At 50.4% G+C, this 20105-nt stretch carries 17 protein-coding genes and 1 tRNA gene; 8 read left to right on the plus strand and 10 right to left on the minus strand.

All coding sequences use genetic code 11. From position 1 onward, the window contains the following. The first annotated feature begins 52 nt into the window (after window positions 1-52). From D6029_RS16845 to D6029_RS16855, 3 genes are all read left to right on the plus strand, one after another. Window positions 53-128 (plus strand) — tRNA-Ala (locus D6029_RS16845). Window positions 129-418: 290 nt separating this feature from the next. Then, window positions 419-2614, plus strand: coding sequence for an EAL domain-containing protein (locus tag D6029_RS16850; protein WP_120065904.1), 2196 nt, complete (start codon window positions 419-421; stop codon window positions 2612-2614). Between the two features lie 36 nt (window positions 2615-2650). Continuing rightward, window positions 2651-4291, plus strand: coding sequence for a diguanylate cyclase (locus D6029_RS16855; RefSeq protein ID WP_244212421.1), 1641 nt, complete (start codon window positions 2651-2653; stop codon window positions 4289-4291). Between the two features lie 55 nt (window positions 4292-4346). Here the strand turns inward: D6029_RS16855 and D6029_RS16860 are convergent, their stop codons facing one another. Beyond that, window positions 4347-5534: a NupC/NupG family nucleoside CNT transporter gene (locus D6029_RS16860; RefSeq protein ID WP_120065906.1), complete on the minus strand. Its 1188-nt coding sequence runs from the start codon at window positions 5532-5534 to the stop codon at window positions 4347-4349. 294 nt (window positions 5535-5828) lie between these two features. Here D6029_RS16860 and D6029_RS22865 point away from each other — a divergent pair, with 294 nt between their 5' ends. Further along, window positions 5829-5903 (plus strand): hypothetical protein, encoded by a 75-nt coding sequence (locus D6029_RS22865; RefSeq protein WP_418230272.1) that lies wholly within the window; start codon window positions 5829-5831, stop codon window positions 5901-5903. Next, the gene (locus D6029_RS16865) at window positions 5900-7138 is read left to right on the plus strand and encodes an Nramp family divalent metal transporter (RefSeq protein ID WP_120065907.1); all 1239 of its coding nucleotides are present in this window, start codon (window positions 5900-5902) and stop codon (window positions 7136-7138) included. The genes D6029_RS22865 and D6029_RS16865 overlap by 4 nt, the downstream gene beginning before the upstream one ends. Before the next feature lie 40 nt (window positions 7139-7178). On the opposite strand, the gene D6029_RS16870 is transcribed toward D6029_RS16865, so the two are convergent. Beyond that, complete coding sequence (locus D6029_RS16870) at window positions 7179-7538, minus strand: DUF2502 domain-containing protein (RefSeq protein WP_120065908.1); 360 nt, start codon at window positions 7536-7538, stop codon at window positions 7179-7181. A 153-nt stretch (window positions 7539-7691) separates the two neighbouring features. Next, window positions 7692-8681, minus strand: a complete 990-nt coding sequence (gene mgrA / locus D6029_RS16875; RefSeq protein WP_120065909.1) for an L-glyceraldehyde 3-phosphate reductase — start codon at window positions 8679-8681, stop codon at window positions 7692-7694. A 182-nt stretch (window positions 8682-8863) separates the two neighbouring features. On the opposite strand from mgrA, the gene D6029_RS16880 reads away from it, so the two are divergent. Then, entirely contained in the window at window positions 8864-10519 is a 1656-nt protein-coding gene (locus D6029_RS16880; RefSeq protein WP_120065910.1) for an alpha-keto acid decarboxylase family protein, read from the plus strand. 88 nt (window positions 10520-10607) lie between these two features. On the opposite strand, the gene D6029_RS16885 is transcribed toward D6029_RS16880, so the two are convergent. Continuing rightward, window positions 10608-11843: an ion channel protein gene (locus D6029_RS16885; protein ID WP_120065911.1), complete on the minus strand. Its 1236-nt coding sequence runs from the start codon at window positions 11841-11843 to the stop codon at window positions 10608-10610. 224 nt (window positions 11844-12067) lie between these two features. On the opposite strand from D6029_RS16885, the gene glk reads away from it, so the two are divergent. After that, window positions 12068-13033 carry a glucokinase gene (glk, locus tag D6029_RS16890; RefSeq protein ID WP_120065912.1) on the plus strand — a complete coding sequence of 322 codons (966 nt, stop codon included), beginning with the start codon at window positions 12068-12070 and terminating at the stop codon, window positions 13031-13033. Between the two features lie 33 nt (window positions 13034-13066). On the opposite strand, the gene D6029_RS16895 is transcribed toward glk, so the two are convergent. The 3 genes from D6029_RS16895 to D6029_RS16905 form a co-directional block, all read right to left on the minus strand. After that, window positions 13067-13798: a LytR/AlgR family response regulator transcription factor gene (locus D6029_RS16895; RefSeq protein WP_120065913.1), complete on the minus strand. Its 732-nt coding sequence runs from the start codon at window positions 13796-13798 to the stop codon at window positions 13067-13069. Then, complete coding sequence (locus D6029_RS16900) at window positions 13795-15504, minus strand: sensor histidine kinase (protein ID WP_167456021.1); 1710 nt, start codon at window positions 15502-15504, stop codon at window positions 13795-13797. Before D6029_RS16900 ends, D6029_RS16895 begins: the two co-directional genes overlap by 4 nt. Before the next feature lie 235 nt (window positions 15505-15739). After that, window positions 15740-16981, minus strand: coding sequence for a DUF1479 domain-containing protein (locus tag D6029_RS16905; RefSeq protein WP_120065915.1), 1242 nt, complete (start codon window positions 16979-16981; stop codon window positions 15740-15742). A 242-nt stretch (window positions 16982-17223) separates the two neighbouring features. Here D6029_RS16905 and alaC point away from each other — a divergent pair, with 242 nt between their 5' ends. After that, a complete protein-coding gene (gene alaC / locus D6029_RS16910; protein ID WP_120065916.1) occupies window positions 17224-18462 on the plus strand; it encodes an alanine transaminase in 1239 nt (412 codons plus the stop codon). 55 nt (window positions 18463-18517) lie between these two features. Here alaC and ypdK read toward each other — a convergent pair whose 3' ends face one another. The 3 genes from ypdK to D6029_RS16925 form a co-directional block, all read right to left on the minus strand. Beyond that, window positions 18518-18592, minus strand: coding sequence for a membrane protein YpdK (gene ypdK, locus D6029_RS22870; RefSeq protein WP_120065926.1), 75 nt, complete (start codon window positions 18590-18592; stop codon window positions 18518-18520). A 349-nt stretch (window positions 18593-18941) separates the two neighbouring features. Continuing rightward, the gene (locus D6029_RS16920) at window positions 18942-19145 is read right to left on the minus strand and encodes a hypothetical protein (protein WP_120065917.1); all 204 of its coding nucleotides are present in this window, start codon (window positions 19143-19145) and stop codon (window positions 18942-18944) included. A gap of 245 nt (window positions 19146-19390) precedes the next feature. Beyond that, on the minus strand, window positions 19391-20083 hold the full coding sequence (locus tag D6029_RS16925) for a TetR/AcrR family transcriptional regulator (RefSeq protein WP_208642691.1): 693 nt from the start codon (window positions 20081-20083) through the stop codon (window positions 19391-19393). Window positions 20084-20105 lie beyond the last annotated feature (22 nt).

A 20105-nucleotide genomic window follows, 5' to 3' on the forward strand; every position in this document is an offset into this window, starting at 1 on the left:
CTCCACCAAATCTTTACCAGCAAGATTTGACCGATTAACACAACCCATTCGTGGGGCTATAGCTCAGCTGGGAGAGCGCTTGCATGGCATGCAAGAGGTCAGCGGTTCGATCCCGCTTAGCTCCACCAAAATTCGAAACCCTCGCCTGATGGCGGGGGTTTTTTGTTTTATACGTCTGACCCTTTCTGCGGATAGCCCACCCCAAAGCGTTTTTTATTTTTCCGCTCTATGAATTTCTTAAATACGAGCTATTCTCAAAATGAATATATCAAACTATTATTCTTTGTTGGTTTGTATTAAAAACCAATGAATTTAAAGAGATGAGATATTTCGTCAACTTGATTTGTGCAATAAATAAACGTATTCTTCATCACCGAAAAATGCTTCCAGGCTATTACAAACTTTCAGACCAGGGCTTATGATTTTTCAAAAATGCTTCAGAAAATCCGTCACTGCACTGGTTTTATGCCTTCTCCTTGTTCCATTTTCTCGATACATCTCGCCGTTAACCACAATTGATGGTGATCAGGTTTATCTTGCTTACCTTCCCGTTAGTTTGATGATTGCCATGGTGTTTATCTATGGCCGGGCAGCGATCGTTCCATTGATAATTTCTTCTGCAATGACATTCGCATTATTTTTGCATATGTCATTTGTGGCGTTAGTGGCATTTGTTTTTTGCCTGATAATACCCATTGTCATTTGCAGTCTGATTACCCGCTATTACCTGGGTGCGAGATGGCGTCACGGCCTGACGGATAAAGGGATGGGTACCAGAATATTCTGGATGGGTTTTGTTGCCCCATTCAGTATTAAATTACTGATGTATTTAGCCGGGCACTATATCCAGTTCCCTGCCAAAGTTGCGGCATACTTTGGTGATAATTCACTCATGTTTATGGTGGTGGATTTTCAAAACTTAATTGCCGCATCGCTCATTTTTACCTACCTGTTTTATTACCCATTAAGGATGCTGCTTAATCCAAATTATGCGCGGGCATTCTGGCGTCGTTGTATCATGCGCGATTTTGTTGGGCCGCGTCGTTTTTACTCTTTCACCTGGATGTTGTGCCTGGCCGTCTTGCTGATTGTGCTCTGTTCATCCTGGGGAGTGCTACAGGTTTCAGGCTATCTGGTACCGGTTATCTTTGTGTTGTTTACCTTAGGTATTCGCCACTTCGGCCCGCGTCTGATGGGGCTGCTATGGGCTATTTCGGCCTGGTTATTGCTGACTTATAACGACGGTTTTCTTTACGGCGTTAATACAGAATTTGCCCTGTCATTTATCCTTTCGGTGTTTATCTCATTCTCGGTCTGTATGTTGTATATGACCATGATGTTCAAGAGTAATGAGTGGATGAAACGCCTTTATCATTCCCAGGCAATGACCGATCCCCTCACCCAATTACCGAATTTACGCGCGCTTGAACAGCATGTGCAGAGCTATCCGGAAGGTACGCTTTGCTGCCTGCGTTTATCTAATCTGGAGTTTCTTAGCCGACATTACGGCATGATGATGCGTATTCATTGCAAACGCAGGGTGACGAGTCAGATAACCCCTTTACTGCAAGAAGGTGAGCAGGTATTTCAATTGCCCGGCAGCGAGTTATTAATTTTCCTTCGTGGCCAACATACTGATGCGCGACTCGAACATATTGTCGAGTTACTCAATAGCAAAAAAATAAAATGGCATAACACCATGTTGGAAATTGAGTACGGTGCTTCTTATAGCGTTATCGACAACAGCCTTGAGGAATTGCACCGTACATTGGGGCAATTAAGTTATCTCTCCGATCAGGCCAGCGAATCAATGCGCGTGTTGAGTTTGAATACGCGTGTGGAATATGTTTCTGGAGAAACCACAGAACGTGTGTTGTTACTGCAAAGAATTCAGCAGGCGTTGAATGAAGAAGATCCGGTCGTACTCTATTCGCAGCCCATTGTGAATGAGGCGGGTAAGGGTTATCACGAAATACTTAGCCGTATTATCTTTAACAACGAATTAATTACACCGGATAAGTTTATTCCTGTGATCGCTGAATTTAACCTCAGCACGCGCTTCGATATGTTGATATTGAAAAAGCTAGTCAATTTCCTCTATTTGCATCCAAGTGACAGTGAGTGCTCACGTTTTTCCGTCAACCTGATGCCACTGACGCTGATGCAAAAGGATATCGCGCAAAAGATTGTTGCTCTGTTCGCTCAATTCCAGGTGCCCACCAGCAGCGTGATTATTGAAGTCACCGAGGAACAGGCGTTTTCTAACTCTGAAACCTCAATGCAGAACATCATGCTGTTGCGTGATAACGGCTTTAAAATTGCCATTGATGATTTTGGTACGGGTTACGCGAATTACGAACGTCTCAAACGGCTTCAGGCGGACATCATAAAAATCGATGGCTGCTTCATTAAAGACATCACGACAGACGCCCTTGACCCGCTAATTGTGAAGTCTATCTGTGATATGGCTCGCGCTAAGCAATTGATTGTAGTTGCAGAATATGTGGAAACCGAAGGGCAACGCGCTTTGTTACACGAACTGGGCGTACACTATTTACAAGGCTATCTGATTGGCAAACCAGAGCCTCTCACCGCGCAGAATTTCGTTGGGTAAGAGTATGTGGCAAGCATGTGAACAAAGGGTTTATTTGTGAGCACTTCATTAGCAAATCGGTTCAGGTTGCCGATGGTACACACGCTGCGTGTCATCCATCTGTGCTTTATATTTGTCTTTGTTCTAACTACAGTTTTGTTCTGGCAGCAAGGGCAATTATTCAGCCAGGGTTATCGCACCAGTCAGCTTAGCCAGCTGGAAAGTGTGATAGCGCGAATTGAAAGCCGGGCGCAGTACAAAATGGATAGCCTTCGCTATTTAAAACAAATTTTTACCGAAGCCATGGACGATCCGATGTTTCCGGGCAGCGCCAATGCTCCCTGGGAAGCTAACAGCAATGTCTTGCAATCGCCGCTGTGGATTGGCGAATTACCGCTGCCTGAAAGTGTCACCGCAGGCGAAGCCTTTCCTCTTCACGATCCGCTTGAAGTTCGCCAGGAAATGAACGCCCTGCGTAAAATCCAGGGTTTGTTTCCGCTAGCGACGCGGGGCAGCGAGCTGTTTGCCGATTTGTATTACATCTCGCGCGAAGGCCAGTTTATTGTCTCTTTATCCCAGCAAGTGAATACGCTGCTGATTAATAGTTACAACCCGCACGAGAAGCAGGGCAGTTTCGTATTAGCCTCGCCGCTATTAAACCCTCAGCGTTCAACGTTCTGGACGCGACAGAACATTGCCCAAAGCAACGACACGCTGATTAATGGTGCAATCCCGGTTGATTTTCGTGGTGAATGGATAGGTTTGCTGGGCATGGCATTTAGCAATGAATCGGTGCAACGATTTATCACCGCTTCGTTACCAGAAGGCTCACAAAATGCTTATCAACTCTTTGACGAGCAACTCAACCCGCTGACTACCGTCGTGGGAGCTGAAAACGGCTTTCGATTGAATGCGCAACAAATAGCGACCATCCGCAAAATGCTGGCAGATAAACCGCGTGGCACTTTGCGCTCCGGGCCAGTGTTCATTACGTTTGGTGAAATGCGCGATACGCGTTCGGTTTTGGTGAGCACCCAAAGTCTCAGCCAGGGCTTACATGAAGAGTTTGGGCGGTTCAGCATTTTGCTGGTAACGATGTGGATTATCTTCGTGCTTTTCCTGTTAGCGTCGCACCGGGTGATTTGCCGCCTGGTACACAACATGGGGGGATTGCAGCGTGAAATGCAGCACCATGCTCTGCACGATGAGTTAACCGGCGCACTTAACCGTCGTGGATTCTTCGCAAAAACCTCGCAAATCAGCCCTGACTATATTGATTACACCGTCGTACAGTTAGATCTGGACCACTTCAAAAAGGTGAACGATGTTTACGGACATCTGGTGGGCGACAACGTGTTGGTGCATGCCACTCGACGCATTCAACGTGCGATTCGCAGCCAGGATATTCTGGGGCGCATCGGTGGCGAAGAGTTCTGCATTTACCTGCCAAACTCCGATCTCAAAGCGGGGATTATGGTGGCGACAAGAATCAAATGGGAGCTTCAATCAGCGCCGATGATGCTTGAAGACGGTAGCCAACTACCGGTGACGGCATCTCTTGGCGTGGCTTCGCACAGTGAATATCCGGAATATACGCTGGACCAAATCCAGGCTCTGGCGGATATGCGAATGTATCGGGCGAAAGAGAGTGGGCGAAATCAGGTGTGCTGGCAGGATGAAGCGAGTCGCCAGGTATAGAACCACAGGCATAAAAAAACCGGGGCGCAAAGGCCCCGGTTTTTCATGATAAGTATTACAGGAACAGACCAGCGATAGACGCTGACAGAATACTTACCAGTGTTGCGCCGTAAACCAGTTTCAGGCCAAAGCGAGAAACCACGTTACCTTGCTCTTCGTTCAGGCCTTTAATCGCGCCTGCGATAATCCCGATAGAAGAGAAGTTTGCGAACGACACCAGGAACACAGACAGGATACCTTCCGCGCGTGGGGAAAGCGTACCCGCCAGTTTTTGCAGATCCAGCATCGCAACGAATTCGTTGGAAACCAGTTTGGTGGCCATGATGCTGCCAACCTGCAACGCTTCGTGGGCAGGTACACCCATCACCCATGCAACCGGGTAGAAGATGTAACCCAGAATGCCCTGGAAGGAAATGCCGAAGACGGCAGCGAACAAGGCGTTCAGCGCAGCGATCAAGGCAATGAAGCCAATCAGCATTGCGGCAACGATAATGGCAACTTTAAAACCTGCCAGAATGTATTCACCGAGCATTTCGAAGAAGCTTTGGCCTTCGTGCAGGTTAGACATCTGGATATTTTCTTCGCTCTCATCAACGCGGTACGGGTTGATCAGCGACAGCACGATAAAGGTACTGAACATGTTCAATACCAGCGCTGCGACCACATATTTTGGATCGAGCATCGTCATGTAAGCACCGACAATCGACATGGACACGGTAGACATGGCCGTAGCGGACATGGTGTACATGCGGTTGCGCGACATCTTGCCGAGAATATCCTTATAGGCGATGAAGTTTTCTGATTGTCCCAGAATCAGCGAGCTTACGGCGTTAAAGGATTCCAGTTTACCCATACCATTCACTTTAGACAGAACAGTACCGATAAAGCGGATAACAATCGGCAGAACGCGGATGTGCTGCAATATCCCGATCAGCGCGGAGATAAAGACGATTGGGCAGAGAACTTTCAGGAAGAAGAAGGCGAGTCCTTCGTCATTCATCTTACCGAATACAAAGTTTGTCCCTTCGTTAGCGAATGACAGCAGTTTCTCAAACATTTCAGAGAAACCTCTTACAAAGCCCAGACCAATTTCAGAGTTCAGGAAGAACCAGGCCAGGATAAGTTCAATCACCAACAGTTGAACGATAAAGCGAATACGGATTTGCTTACGGTTGCTACTCAGCAATAAAGCGAGTAGCGCAACCACGGCGAGCGCTAAGACAAAGTGAAGAACGCGGGACATATTTGCTCCAAACATGAGGCAGGTTTAATTTCGTTGCACATTCTATGAAACAAGCAATAAGAAAACGAGACTAATCGCACACTATAGTGATGTCATGTGACCAATCTCAAAATTAGTGATCAACCATACATTTCTGCTATGTTAAGTAAAGAAGATAAAAGTTGCGTCAACGCACATATCCTTAACATTGTGCCTGGCGTAATCAGGCTTCATTAACAGGCGATTTCACAATCGTCACTGCTCATTCCTCAATCTTGTTTCCGTCTATCAAAGTAATCGTCCAGGACTTTTTAAATGAATTTGATAATCATTCTCATTTTTGATAGCTTGAAACATAGCAAAGGCTATATCTCCAGAGGCAGACAATGACGAACACTCGCGTTGAAAATAGTGGTACTCGCACAGCGCGCAGATTACGCCTGGCGTTGATGGGGCCGGCTTTTATCGCTGCCATCGGTTATATCGATCCTGGTAACTTTGCGACCAACATCCAGGCCGGTGCCAGCTTCGGCTATAAATTGCTGTGGGTGGTGGTGTGGGCCAACTTCATGGCGATGCTTATCCAAATCCTCTCAGCAAAACTGGGCATTGCCACCGGTAAAAACCTCGCCGAGCAAATTCGTGACCATTACCCGCGCCCGGTGGTTTGGCTTTACTGGATACAAGCTGAAATCATCGCCATGGCGACCGATCTCGCGGAATTTATCGGTGCCGCGATTGGTTTCAAACTGATTCTTGGCGTTTCTCTGTTACAAGGCGCGGTGCTGACGGGCATCGCGACGTTCCTGATATTAATGTTGCAACGGCGCGGCCAGAAGCCACTCGAAAAAGTGATTGGCGGACTATTGCTGTTCGTGGCGGCGGCTTACATCGTCGAGCTGATTTTCTCCCAGCCGAAACTGATCGAACTCGGCAAAGGCATGTTGATTCCTAGTTTGCCGACCAGCGAAGCGGTATTTCTTGCCGCTGGCGTACTCGGCGCAACCATTATGCCGCACGTTATTTATTTACATTCGTCGTTGACGCAAAACATGCACGAAGGCAATCGCGCCGAAAAGTATTCAGCAACTAAATGGGATGTCGCCATCGCGATGACTATCGCCGGATTTGTAAACCTGGCGATGATGGCAACGGCGGCGGCTGCATTTCACTTTACAGGCCACACCGGCGTTGCGGATCTCGACGAAGCGTACCTGACGCTTGAGCCATTGCTCAGCCACTCGGCGGCAACAATTTTTGGTTTAAGTCTGGTTGCAGCGGGATTGTCATCAACCGTGGTGGGAACGCTGGCGGGGCAGGTCGTGATGCAAGGTTTCGTGCGCTTCTACATCCCACTTTGGGTGCGCCGCGCGGTGACTATGGCACCGTCATTTATTGTCATTCTGATGGGGCTGGACCCGACAAGAATTCTGGTCATGAGCCAGGTGTTGCTCAGCTTCGGTATCGCACTGGCGCTGGTTCCACTGCTGATCTTCACCAGCAATGACAAATTGATGGGCGATTTAGTGAATACCCGCCTGGTGAAAATGACCGGCTGGGTGATTGTCTCCATCGTGGTTGCGCTGAACTTGTGGCTGCTGATTGGCACGGTGTTGGGGCTGTAGCTATAAAAAAAACGGGAGCCGAGGCTCCCGTTGTAAAATTTTAGTGACGATGACCGCCGCCGTGACCATGTCCATGATCGCCACGCCCACGTCCACCACGATGGTCGTCACGGTCATTCCAACCGGCGCGATAGCCTTTCTCAAAGCTGTTACGCCCACGGTCTTTATACCAGCCACGGTGATAACCATTGTCATGACGACGCCAGCGGTTATCACGCCATTCATAGTGACGACCCCAGTAATCACGGTCGCGCCAGCTGCCGCCATCCCAGTAATTACCGCGATAATCCTGATCGCCAATCTGAAGCTTAATTGACGGCAGCAGGGTGATTTCGCCCGCATTCGCCATCATCGGTACAGATGCCAATAATGCAATCGCAAGAATCAGTGACCTGAACATACTCTCTCCTTAATACACGGTAACCGCCAGGGCGGTCTGTTAGCTCAATAGTAAGTGGTGGTAAACAAGTGTTTCATCGCCACAACTCCTAATTCGCTGAAGAGAGCACTTTTTGCTAATTTAGCTGCAAATTAAAACAGGTCGTGATAACGGTTACACTAATATTTCTTCGATCTCAGCAAGCTCAGCAGCGGTGAAATGACGGTTTGCTAACATGCCTACCGCATCGTCTATCTGGCTGATTTTACTGGCACCAATCAATACGGATGTGACTCTGTCGCCGCGCAATACCCACGCCAGCGCCATTTGCGAAAGCTTCTGCCCACGGCGTTGTGCAATGGCATTGAGTTTTCGGACTTTACTCAGCTTATCCTCGGTCAGTTGATCTGCATTCAGGAACTTGCTGCCACTCGCGGCGCGAGAATCAGCGGGAATACCGTCGAGATAGCGATCCGTAAGCTGGCCGCCTGCCAATGGTGAAAACGCAATACTGCCCACGCCTTTTTCTTGCAGTACATCCAGCAAACCGCCTTCAACCCAACGTTCAAACATTGAATAACGCGGCTGGTGGATAAGGCATGGCGTACCCAGATCGTTTAAAATATCAATGGCTTGAGCGGCGAGTTCTGCCGGATAATTTGACACGCCGACATACAACGCTTTGCCCTGACGCACCACGGTATCAAGCGCGCGCATGGTTTCTTCCAGCGGCGTTTCCGGGTCTGGGCGGTGATGATAGAAGATATCGACGTACTCAAGCCCCATACGCTTCAGGCTTTGATCAAGGCTTGAAATCAGATACTTACGTGAACCCCAATCACCGTATGGACCCTCCCACATGGTATAGCCAGCTTTTGACGAAATAATCAGTTCATCACGATATGGAAGGAAATCTTCACGCAGGATTCGGCCAAAGTTTTCTTCGGCAGAACCCGGCGGTGGGCCGTAGTTATTCGCCAGATCAAGGTGCGTAATCCCTGAGTCAAACGCACGTTGTAACAACTGACGGCTGTTATCCAGAAGCGTTGTGTCACCAAAGTTGTGCCATAAACCCAGCGAAATCGCGGGAAGTTTTAAACCGCTGCGCCCACAACGACGATATTCCATTGATTCATAACGCGCAGAATTTGCCTGATAGACCATGTGAATTCCTTGGTAAGTGAATAATGCCAACTTAGTGTATACGTTTTCACAACATAGAAGGCCATCAGACTACACCCCAGATAAGTGTAAATCCCTCTTTCCACGGCTTTATTCTCCACGTTCCTCGACAGCGATCACAGATGTCCAATACTCACTCTAAGCCCTCAAAGAAGGAATGAGTCATGTCTTACACTGTCGCAGACTATCTTCTTGACCGATTCACCGAGGCGGGAATTGACCATCTTTTTGGTGTCCCCGGTGATTACAACTTACAGTTTCTGGATAACGTGATTAACAATCCGACGCTTGCCTGGGTCGGTTGCGCCAACGAACTCAACGCCGCCTATGCCGCTGATGGTTACGCTCGCTGCAAAGGTGCTGCTGCGGTGCTGACGACTTTTGGCGTCGGTGAACTCAGTGCCATTAATGGTATCGCCGGAAGCTACGCCGAATATTTACCGGTCATACATGTCGTCGGTGCGCCGTGCCTGGGCGCGCAACGGCGGGGTGAATTGATGCATCACACCCTGGGTGATGGGAATTTCAGCCATTTTGCGCGCATGGCCGCAGAAGTGTCTGTGGCGCAAGCGTCGCTCACCGCCGAAAACGCCTGCTATGAAATCGACCGTGTCTTGCAGCAGGCATTATTGCAGCGCCGTCCGGGCTATTTACTGCTGCCGAGCGATGTTTCCCAGGCTCCAGCCACGCGTCCAACAACGCCGCTATTATCACAACAAACTTCCACCGACCCCACTCTACTCACCCAATTCCGCGCCTGCGCACAAGAGCGTCTGGCAGAAAGCCGCAGCGTGGCGTTACTGGCAGACTTCCTGGCATTGCGTTTTGGGCAGCAAAAAGCCTTGCAGCAATGGATGGATGACACGCCGATGCCGCATGCCACGTTGCTGATGGGCAAAGGGTTATTTGATGAAGGCCAACAAGGTTTTGTCGGCACTTATAGCGCATCTGCCAGCGACCCTGGTGTCATTCAGGCAATAGAAAAATCTGAGCTGGTAATTTGTGCAGGGGTGAAATTTACCGACACATTAACCGCCGGGTTTACGCAGCATTTCACGTTCCAGCAGACGATCGACATTCAGCCGAATGCCACGCGCATTGGCGAGCGCTGGTTCAGTGGAATTGTGATGGCGCAAGCGATTGAAGTTTTGCATCAGCTCTGCAAACACCAGGTTTCAGGTTGGCTCGCACCACAACAAAAACCACCCGCGTTACCTCCAGCGACTTCCGGGAAACTGGATCAGCATGCGTTCTGGCAATCTTTGCAAGGTTTCCTGCAAGCGGGAGATATCGTGCTGGCCGACCAGGGAACAGCGGCTTTTGGCGCAGCAACGTTGACGCTCCCCGCCGGCGTGACGTTTATCGCCCAGCCGCTCTGGGGTTCGATTGGCTTTACGCTTCCGGCCGCATTTGGTGCGCAGACCGCCTGCCCAAATCGCCGCGTGGTATTGCTGATTGGCGATGGCTCCGCGCAACTGACCATTCAGGAAATGGGTTCGATGATGCGCGACGGGCAGCGCCCGGTGATTTTCTTGCTTAACAACGATGGTTACACCGTTGAGCGGGCGATTCACGGTGCCGAGCAGCGCTATAACGACATCTCGCCATGGAACTGGACCCTCATCCCGCAGGCGTTGAATGTGCATAACCCGGCGCAGTGCTGGCGAGTGACCGAGCAGGTTCAGCTCGAAGAGGTGATGCAGAAAGTGGCGAAAGCAGAACGACTGTCGCTGGTGGAAGTCGTTCTGCCAAAACAGGATATTCCCGAACTTTTGCAGGCGATTACGGCATCGCTCGCAAAACGTAATGCTGCTTCCTGATGCTTATCCACCCTACAAAAACAATGGCTTATGAAATCGCGTAGGTCGGATAAGCGCAGCGTCATCCGACAATACACCCCATGCAAAACTAAACTTTCGGCTTATCCGCCATCATCACCGGTTTGCCAGCCAACAGCAGCCAGGCCGGAAGCATCACGATACACAACAGAGGCAACAATTTGAGATCCGGCACCACCGCCATAGCCATAAAAAGACTTAACCAGCCATCGCGAGTGACCACCAACACCAGGCCAAGGATGGCGCAGGACAGCGTAATCGCTGCCGGAACCGCTTCGACATGCTGATGGAGCATCATCCCCAGCGCGACCCCCACGAATACCACCGGGAAGATGCGCCCACCCCGGAAACCACAGGCTGACGCGATGACCAATGCGGCCAATTTTAAAACTGCAAACATCAGCAACGTTGCCACGGAATAATGCTGCGCGGTGGAAAGCTGGCGCATTTCATCCAGCCCTTTAAACAGCGTCACTTCGCCGCCAATCAGTCCTAACACACCTAACAGAAAACCGCCGACGCCCAAAATTAACACCGGGTGTTTAAGCTGATGCATCAAACGGTGCATCCGTGGCAAACACCAGACGGCAACCATCCCCAATGCAATGGCGATAGCCGCAACCACCGCACCGCTAAAGATATCCACCAGGCGCATTTCCGGGTATTGCAGCGCAGGCAAAGAGAAATCGGGATGGAAGAACAGGTCGGTGGTCAACGCCCCGGCGGCGGCTGCCATAAGCGGAGCAAACAGACGATCCCATAAAGGCACATCATTGCTGCCATTTAACGTCTGGGAAAACACCAACGCCGCTGCAACCGGCGTGCCAAACAGTGCGCCAATCGTTCCTGCTGCGGCAAGAATCGTCCAGTCCAGCGCGCCGACGCGGGGAAGTAAACGCGCACCAATCGCCACCGCCAGCGCAATATTCACCGCCATAATGGGGTGTTCAGGCCCAAGGCTAACACCGCCTGCAAGTCCCAGCACCAGCGCAATAATCAGCCCCGGAAGCGCCATAACCGGCACGGGTGCGCCAATCAACGGTTCCGTTGCCGGATCCGGCCCCGCATGCCCCGGCATATAGCGAACCACCAGCCCCACGGCAATCCCCGTGAACGTCAGCATTAACAAAATCCACATCGGGGAATTCATATCAAGATCAAATCTGGCGGGCAGAGCCACCCAAAGAAAGCGCTGCAAAACGGCGGCGACTTTCATCACCACAATTAACACCAGGCTGGAAAAAATCCCAATCACTAACGCTGGGAGAGAGAGAACCAACATCGTTCTGGCTCGCGGATGGAGCATGTTTTATTCCTTAACTCAAATGTACTTTGCGCAAAATCGTCTCGGCAAACAGTCTGCCAGACAGGTCATTTCGCCCGCTATGCAATAAGGGCTGAAACGCTCAAGCTAATCTGTGACGAAGATCTATAATCCCAAGGCACTTATCATCTGGTCGTTGTTGTTTAGGCTAGCTAATTTTACAGTGTTGGCAGGACTTATTTTGACTTTAGCGGAGCAGTGGAAGAATGACAAAATATGCTTTGGTGGGAGATGTAGGCGGCACCAATGCGCGTCTGGCACTGTGCAATGTTGAAAATGGTGACATCACCCAGGCAAAAACCTACTCGGGCCTCGATTTCCCAAGCCTTGAAGCGGTCGTGGTGCATTATCTCAAAGAGCACAATGTCAGCGTAACCGATGGTTGTATCGCAATTGCTTGCCCGATTACCGGTGACTGGGTGGCGATGACCAACCATACCTGGGCATTCTCTACCGCTGAGATGAAAAAGAATCTCGGTTTTGAACATCTGGAAATTATTAACGATTTTACCGCCGTTTCTATGGCCATTCCCGCGCTCAAAAAAGAGCATTTGATCAAGTTTGGTGGTGACGAACCGGTCGAAGGTAAACCTATCGCGGTTTACGGCGCAGGCACCGGGCTTGGCGTGGCGCATCTGGTTCACGTCGATAAGCGTTGGGTGAGTCTGCCTGGCGAAGGCGGGCACGTTGATTTTGCGCCGAATAGCGAAGAAGAGGGGATTATCCTCGAAGAGCTGCGTACCGAAATCGGCCACGTTTCTGCTGAACGTGTGCTTTCAGGCCCAGGGCTTGTGAATCTGTACCGTGCCATCGTCAAATCAGACAAACGCGAGCCGGAAAACTACAAGCCGAAAGACATAACCGAAAGAGCGCTGGAAGATAGCTGCACGGATTGTCGCCGCGCACTTTCGCTGTTCTGCGTGATCATGGGGCGTTTTGGCGGCAACCTGGCGCTAACGCTCGGCACCTTTGGCGGCGTGTATATCGCGGGCGGTATCGTGCCACGTTTCCTTGAGTTCTTTAAAGCCTCCGGTTTCCGGGGCGGTTTTGAAGACAAAGGCCGCTTTAAAGATTACGTGCAAAGCATCCCGGTGTACCTGATTATTCACGATCAGCCGGGGCTGCTGGGCGCTGGCGCGCATTTACGCCAAACGCTGGGGCAGGTTCTGTAATGATGGATTCGGGCGCAAACCCTTGCGCCCGTCTTACAACCGCATCAACGCTCGAAATTCCTTCACCTTGCTGCGACTCACCGGCACCTGAAAATCCAAATCCCGCAGGCGTAAAATATAAGTATTGTTAAACCATGGCTCTATCTCACGGATTTTACTCAGGTTCACGCAATACGAACGGTGGCAGCGGAAGAAGTGGCTTTCCGGCAGGCGATGGCAAAACTCGGTGATATTCATCGACATCACATACGCTTCACGGCGCGTATAAACAAACGTCATTTTCTCGTGCGCTTCGGCGTAATAAATATCGTTAATATCGGTAACGATAATCCGCTCGTCTTTCACCAGATTAATGGTCAGCGCTTCCCGGTTAGAACTGTTACCCGACGCGGGCGCATTCTGTTGCTGATATGCCGCTTCCAGTTTTTGCAGCATGCCAATAATGCGCGACTCCTGATACGGTTTCAGAATGTAGTCGAATGCTTCCAGCTCAAACGCTTCCACCGCGTGCTCTTTCCAGGCGGTGATAAACACAATAAACGGCTTATGAGCAAACTTACTGATATTCTGCGCCAGCAACACGCCGTCTAAAGAAGGAATGTTGATGTCGAGGAAAATGGCATCCACTTCATGATGTTGCAGGTATTTCAGCACATCCATGCCGTCATCAAACGTACCGACAACTTCCATCTGGCTGTGTTCTTTAATCAGCCAGTTCAACTCCTGTTGCGCCAGCACTTCATCTTCTACGATGAGAACTTTCATGCACTTCCTCCTTGTTGCGACAATAACGGTGGAACGGCAGTGGCAGCGGCGTGAGGCACGTAAAACGCAATTTCCGTACCTGGCTCAAGGCGACGAATATGCAAACCCTCGCCATACAGTAATTTTACGCGGTGATGCACATTCAGCAGGCCGATTTTATTGCCCGGCATTTCGTTCGCTTCCACCCGTTCAATCACTTGCGGATCGATGCCGTGCCCGGTGTCGCGCACTGCAATACGTACACGATTCCCGCTTTCTTCAACGCTAATCGTCACCACGCCTTTGCCTTTACATTGCTGCACACCATGCACAATCGCGTTCTCTACCAGCGGCTGAATCAGCAGGCTTGGGATCAGGCACGTCACCTCTTCATCAATGTGATAAATCACCGTCAGCTTGTCGCCAAAACGTGCCTGCTCAATGGCGATGTAATCTTTAATCTGGTACAGCTCTTTTTTAATGTCGATCTGCTCATCGTCTTTTAATTCAATGTTATAGCGCAGATAACGCGACAAATTATAAATCAGCTGGCGCGCGGTATCGGGATTCATACGAATCGAGGAAGAAATCGCATTCAGTGCGTTAAACAGGAAATGCGGGTTAATTTTGCTTTGCAGCGCTCGCAGTTCCGCTTTATTGGCCATTTCACGCAACTGCTCAGCGCGAGAAACTTCCAGTTGTGTTGAGATAATCTGCGAAAGCCCGACCGCCATTTCCTGTAAGGTTGACGTGATCTGGTGCGCATGGCGGTAATAGATTTTCAGCGTGCCGGTCACCACGCCTTTTTCCCATAAAGGAATAATGATCAGCGAGTGGATTTCCGGAGTGCGATAAGCCTCATCGTCATTACGAATAATGATTTTCCCTTCGCGAATCGCCAGTTGTGTTCTTGGGCTGATGCCGTCGTCGTTTTGCTTATAGTTATCTTCGCCAAAACCGACATAGGCCAGCACTTTGTCGACATCGGTAATCGCTACCGCATCGGCGTTAATATCGTCGCGGATAATATTGCAAACCTGGCGCAGCGATTCGCTGTTCACGTTACGAAATAGCGGCAGCGTTTTGTTGGCAATATCCAGCGCCAGCTTCGCCTGGCGTGCGGCACTCGCTTCTTTTTCGCCTTCAACGCTTTGTACCAGCACCACAATCAGGCCGATTGAAACGGTGCCAAGAATCATTGGAATGCCGATTTTCGAAACGATATCGATCCCTAAATCCACCGACGGCGCCCACAACACCACCAGAATCATGGTCATGGTTTCACACAACATGGCGCCGAAAATACCGACTCGCCAGTGCTGTTCTTTCGGGACTTTGCGGTTGATTAAGCCAGAAATTATACCGGCAACAATGCTAGTAATCAGGCACGGAACGGCGGTAATACCATCTATATCAATCAGATAACGATGCAGTCCCGCGATAATCCCGGTGATAATTCCCACCCACGGGCCAAATAAAATCCCGCCCGCCATCACCGCGATAATACGCACGTTAACCAGCGAGCCTTCGACGTGTACGCCAGACCAGGTACTGAAAAGCGCGAACATCGAGAAAATCGCGGTAACGGCTAATAACTCTTTGGGCGTGTGGGCATTTTTATGTAGTAGCTCGCGGAACAGGCGGATGCGAATTAAAAAGAAGAGACAAATAAGCATCAGCGCCGCGCGGTCAAATACCGCCAGCAGCATATCGAAGGTTTCGTGCACCGGTAACTCGCGTGACTAAGAATGGAAGGGTAATGATAAGGAAATTACTGAGTGGATACCAGAAATGGACATTTTGATGTGGTTCGCCCTCATCCCGGCCTTCTCCCCCAGGAGAAGGAGAAAACCGTACATTCCCTCTCCCTGGTAGAAGGAGAAAACCGTACATTCCCTCTCCCCGGTAGAAGGAGAAAACCGTAGATTCCCTCTCCCTGGGGAGAGGGTTAGGGTGAGGGGGTTACTTCCCACCCAATTGCTCACATCCAGCCGCACTCAAATCTGCCTCCATCGCACGACCGTCAAAATCGACCTCAAAATCATCGGCGGCGAAATCTGGCGGCGACTTGCCTTCCACAAACGCGGGCCACTGGCGCTCAAGATAGGCGGCGTTCTTCTCACACCACGGCGCCGCAGCGATATACATCACATTGCTGTCGAACTCGCCAAGATGCTCATTTTCAACGGCATGAATCACGTCGCAGTGCCAGAAAACAGTATCGCCCGCTTCCATATTCGGAATTGAGGATATCCCGGTTAATAAAAGGGGATGCCACTGCTCGTTAATAGAGAGGGCGCGTCCTGGCTTCGCTTCGCACAGGGATTCTTCCGGCACATCGTCTTGCAAAGCACGCAATAAAATATAGGCCATCGCGTTGGCTACCGGTAGCAACGTCAGCGTGCCGCCGTGCTTGCGCTGCGGGCTGAGCGCCGTCCAGCCCTGGAAAGTACGGAACATCGAACATACCGCTGGCGACGGAAATTCACGCACTTCGGTACGGCCTTCAGCAGCGAACGGATTATATTGCTGCCATTCGCCGGAAAACACATGGCGGTAAACGTGGCGGAAATTCTCGTCCAGCCAGCGCTCGACAGAGCCGCCATCCACATGCGGAGACAGCCCCAAAGAGTTTGAGCGCGGCGGGCGGCGACGGGTGCGGTCGGCGTAACTCACCACGCGATCCGGGTCGAAATGCTGCTTACCGTTGCTTTCGGTTTCCCATAAATTATTGAGAAACACCTGCACCGCTTTCATGCGTGCATGTTGGCGCGCTTCCACCTGCGGTTTAGACCAGTAAATGCCGTAAATTTGCGGCTTACTGGCGGCAAGTGTGCCGAAATAGTTATCTTCTGCGGCGTTCTTTAACTTCTCAACAAAGTTATTACGCTCCAGATAATTCCCGACTTCTTCATTCCATGCCTGAGCCTGAGCTTGCGGGAAAACGCCTTTAACCGTGCAGCAACCCCGCTGGCGTATCAGCGCTTTTTGTTGCTCGCTCACGCGGTTGTTAACAATATCGTCAGCGTTAATTTGCGGCACCGGGTTTTCGCCACGATCCATTTCAGCGCGGATCGCGTCGATCTGGCGTTTCATATCGCCTTCGAGCTGTTCGAAAGCGGCTTTATAACCGGGTAAATCGTGGCGAAGCTTTTGTTTTATCTCACGGATTGCACGCGGTAAATCATCAATTTGTAGGGTCATGGCAGTGCTCCACGTCATCGGAATTAAAGTTATAAGGATGTTGCGACATGGTTAATATAATCGACGTCCATCAAATAAAATAGGGATTAGCTTCAAATGAAGCATCCTCTTTTATCGGGGCTAAAAATATTTTGTTTTCCCTCTCGACAGATGATTTTTATTCAGGCTATTTTCTAAGCAGGCCACATCCATGTGGCAGCGTCGCTCGGACGGTCCGGGCGCTCACGTAATCTGAGGAATTTATGGCTGACACCAGTCCAAAACGTCGTTTTTCGCGTATCGATCGTCTCCCGCCGTATGTGTTCAACATCACCGCCGAGCTGAAAATGGCCGCTCGTCGCCGTGGTGAAGACATTATCGATTTCAGTATGGGTAACCCTGATGGCCCAACGCCGCCGCATATCGTGGAAAAACTCTGCACCGTAGCGCAGCGTGAAGACACCCACGGTTACTCCACATCGCGTGGCATTCCGCGTTTACGACGCGCCATTTCGCGCTGGTACAAAGACCGCTACGACGTCGAAATCGACCCGGAAAGCGAAGCGATTGTCACCATTGGCTCGAAAGAAGGGCTGGCGCATTTGATGCTGGCGACGCTCGATCACGGCGACACGGTGCTGGTGCCAAACCCAAGTTATCCGATTCATATTTACGGCGCGGTGATCGCTGGCGCGCAGGTGCGTTCGGTGCCGCTGGTGGAAGGTGTGGATTTCTTCGCTGAGCTTGAACGCGCCATTCGCGAAAGCTATCCGAAACCAAAAATGATGATCCTCGGTTTCCCATCAAACCCGACCGCGCAGTGCGTAGAACTGGAGTTTTTTGAAAAGGTCGTCGCGCTGGCAAAACGTTACGATGTGCTGGTGGTGCATGATTTGGCGTACGCCGATATCGTGTATGACGGTTGGAAAGCGCCGTCAATTATGGAAGTCCCTGGCGCGCGCGATGTCGCCGTGGAATTTTTTACCCTGTCGAAAAGCTACAACATGGCGGGCTGGCGCATCGGCTTTATGGTGGGCAACAAAGAGCTGGTGAGCGCGCTGGCACGTATCAAAAGTTACCATGACTACGGCACATTTACGCCGCTGCAAGTCGCAGCGATTGCGGCACTGGAAGGGCCACAAGAGTGCGTGCGCGAGATTGCGGAACAATATAAACGCCGCCGTGACGTGTTAGTAAAAGGCTTGCACGAAGCGGGCTGGATGGTGGAATGCCCGAAAGCGTCCATGTACGTGTGGGCGAAAATCCCGGAACAGTACGCGGCAATGGGGTCGCTGGAGTTTGCGAAAAAGCTGCTTCAGGATGCGAAAGTCTGCGTCTCGCCAGGCGTGGGTTTTGGTGATTACGGCGATACGCATGTGCGCTTTGCATTAATTGAAAACCGTGACCGCATTCGCCAGGCCGTACGGGGCATTAAAGCGATGTTCCGCGCTGACGGCTTGTTTCCGACCACGCCAAAAATATCTTCAGAGACTGCTGAGTAAAACCGCCCGCTAAAACGAAAACAGGAGCCAAATGGCTCCTGCTTCTCAATTCTGTTTACTCGACCATCATCACAAAAGTACCGACCCAAACTAACAACATGAATGACAAGCCCATCATGAAATATTTCACGTTACATTGCTCCGCGCGTGCTGCCGCGCAAATTTGCTAAAAAATTCAGTATAGAAACTGTGAACCGCCTGTTGGGATATTTGGGATTAATTCCATAAGCGCTGGCCGTTCAACATTGATTCGTCGGGCGCTAATGTACTCTCCCTGGCACGCGTAATACAAGAGCCTGGAAACGGTAATCGTAATCCTTTATTAGACTTTACATTTCAGCCGCAGAGAAAATAATAAACCAGTTGAATTAAAAGGGATTTTTGTTTGTGCGGCGAGACTGTAGCTAAGTTGAAAATGTGTTGTTACGCAGGAGTTTTTTGCGAAATAACAGGCTCGTCTGAGCCTGTTAAACAGGAGGCTATTTTGTGGCGTTGGTGGCGTTTTCCATCGCCTGTTTCATGGCTACGCTATTGATGGAATTCTGGCGATTCTGCTCAGCGAGATAACAGGTATCTTTACTGATTCCCTGAGCCTGGCAATCCGCCATACGCTGCGCCGGAGAGCTACAACCAGCCAGTGTTCCCGCTGCAACTACCACCATCACCAACATAAATTTGTTCATTGCTGTTTAACCCAAAAATGTAAAAGAAGCCGCCGAAGCGAAATGCCGTTTGCCGGCGGCTGCATAATCCATCATTTTTTGTATGGGTTACCTAAGAAAATGCCTAATCATTGATGTATACCCGTCATTCTTCAAGTTGCAGGGGTGTTGGCTGCACTCACAAACCCCAGTCACTTACCCAAGTAAGCTCCTGGGGATTTGCTCCCTTGCCGCCTACCTGCAACTCGAATTATTTGGGTATAAGGTTATGAATCGGGGTTGCTAACGCCCGATTTAAGCAGCGCGGCGATATGGCGTGAAAGCATTTCGCTGTTAAGCGACGTCTCACCTTTACGAATATCGTGCTGTAAACGCGCAACGGGCAAAAGCGTTAAACCAAACAGTGAGATAAACAAAAACTCCGGTTCCAGATCCGGATTCAAACGGCCTTCATCCTGCCATTTGCGGATCCAGACCAGCGCCGCCTGGCGCTCTCTTGAACCAAATCGTTCATCTATTCGTTGCTTCAATATCCCCGTTTCACTCAGTACTTCGCGGATCCACAACGGTGCAAACCAGGGATGCTGAAGTGATACATCAATGAATTTTTGGGTGAGCGCTGTCAGGGCGCTGACCGGGTCGTTGGGATGCATTTCAAATGCGCCACCCATGGATGCGCGTACCGGCATATAACGCTCGTCAATCAATACGTCCAAAAGCTGTTCGCGGGTTTTGAAGTAGTAATGAAGCATGGCTGGCGTCACGCCCGCCTCGGTAGCAATCGCGCTCAATGGAGTCTGCGCGATTCCCTGATTTGAGAACAATTTCAATGCGGTATCGAGTAGCAAATCGCGTTTATCGCTACTTTTATTGCCTCCCGCCGGGCGGCCAGGACGGCGGCGTTTTTGGTCGTTTAGTACCATGTTTTCGGATTTTTCACTGCCGTTTTTAGAGGACATTTTGTGCTACTTCCATTGACCG

Origin of the sequence: Buttiauxella izardii (assembly GCF_003601925.1) — a bacterium.
Lineage (GTDB): Bacteria > Pseudomonadota > Gammaproteobacteria > Enterobacterales > Enterobacteriaceae > Buttiauxella > Buttiauxella izardii.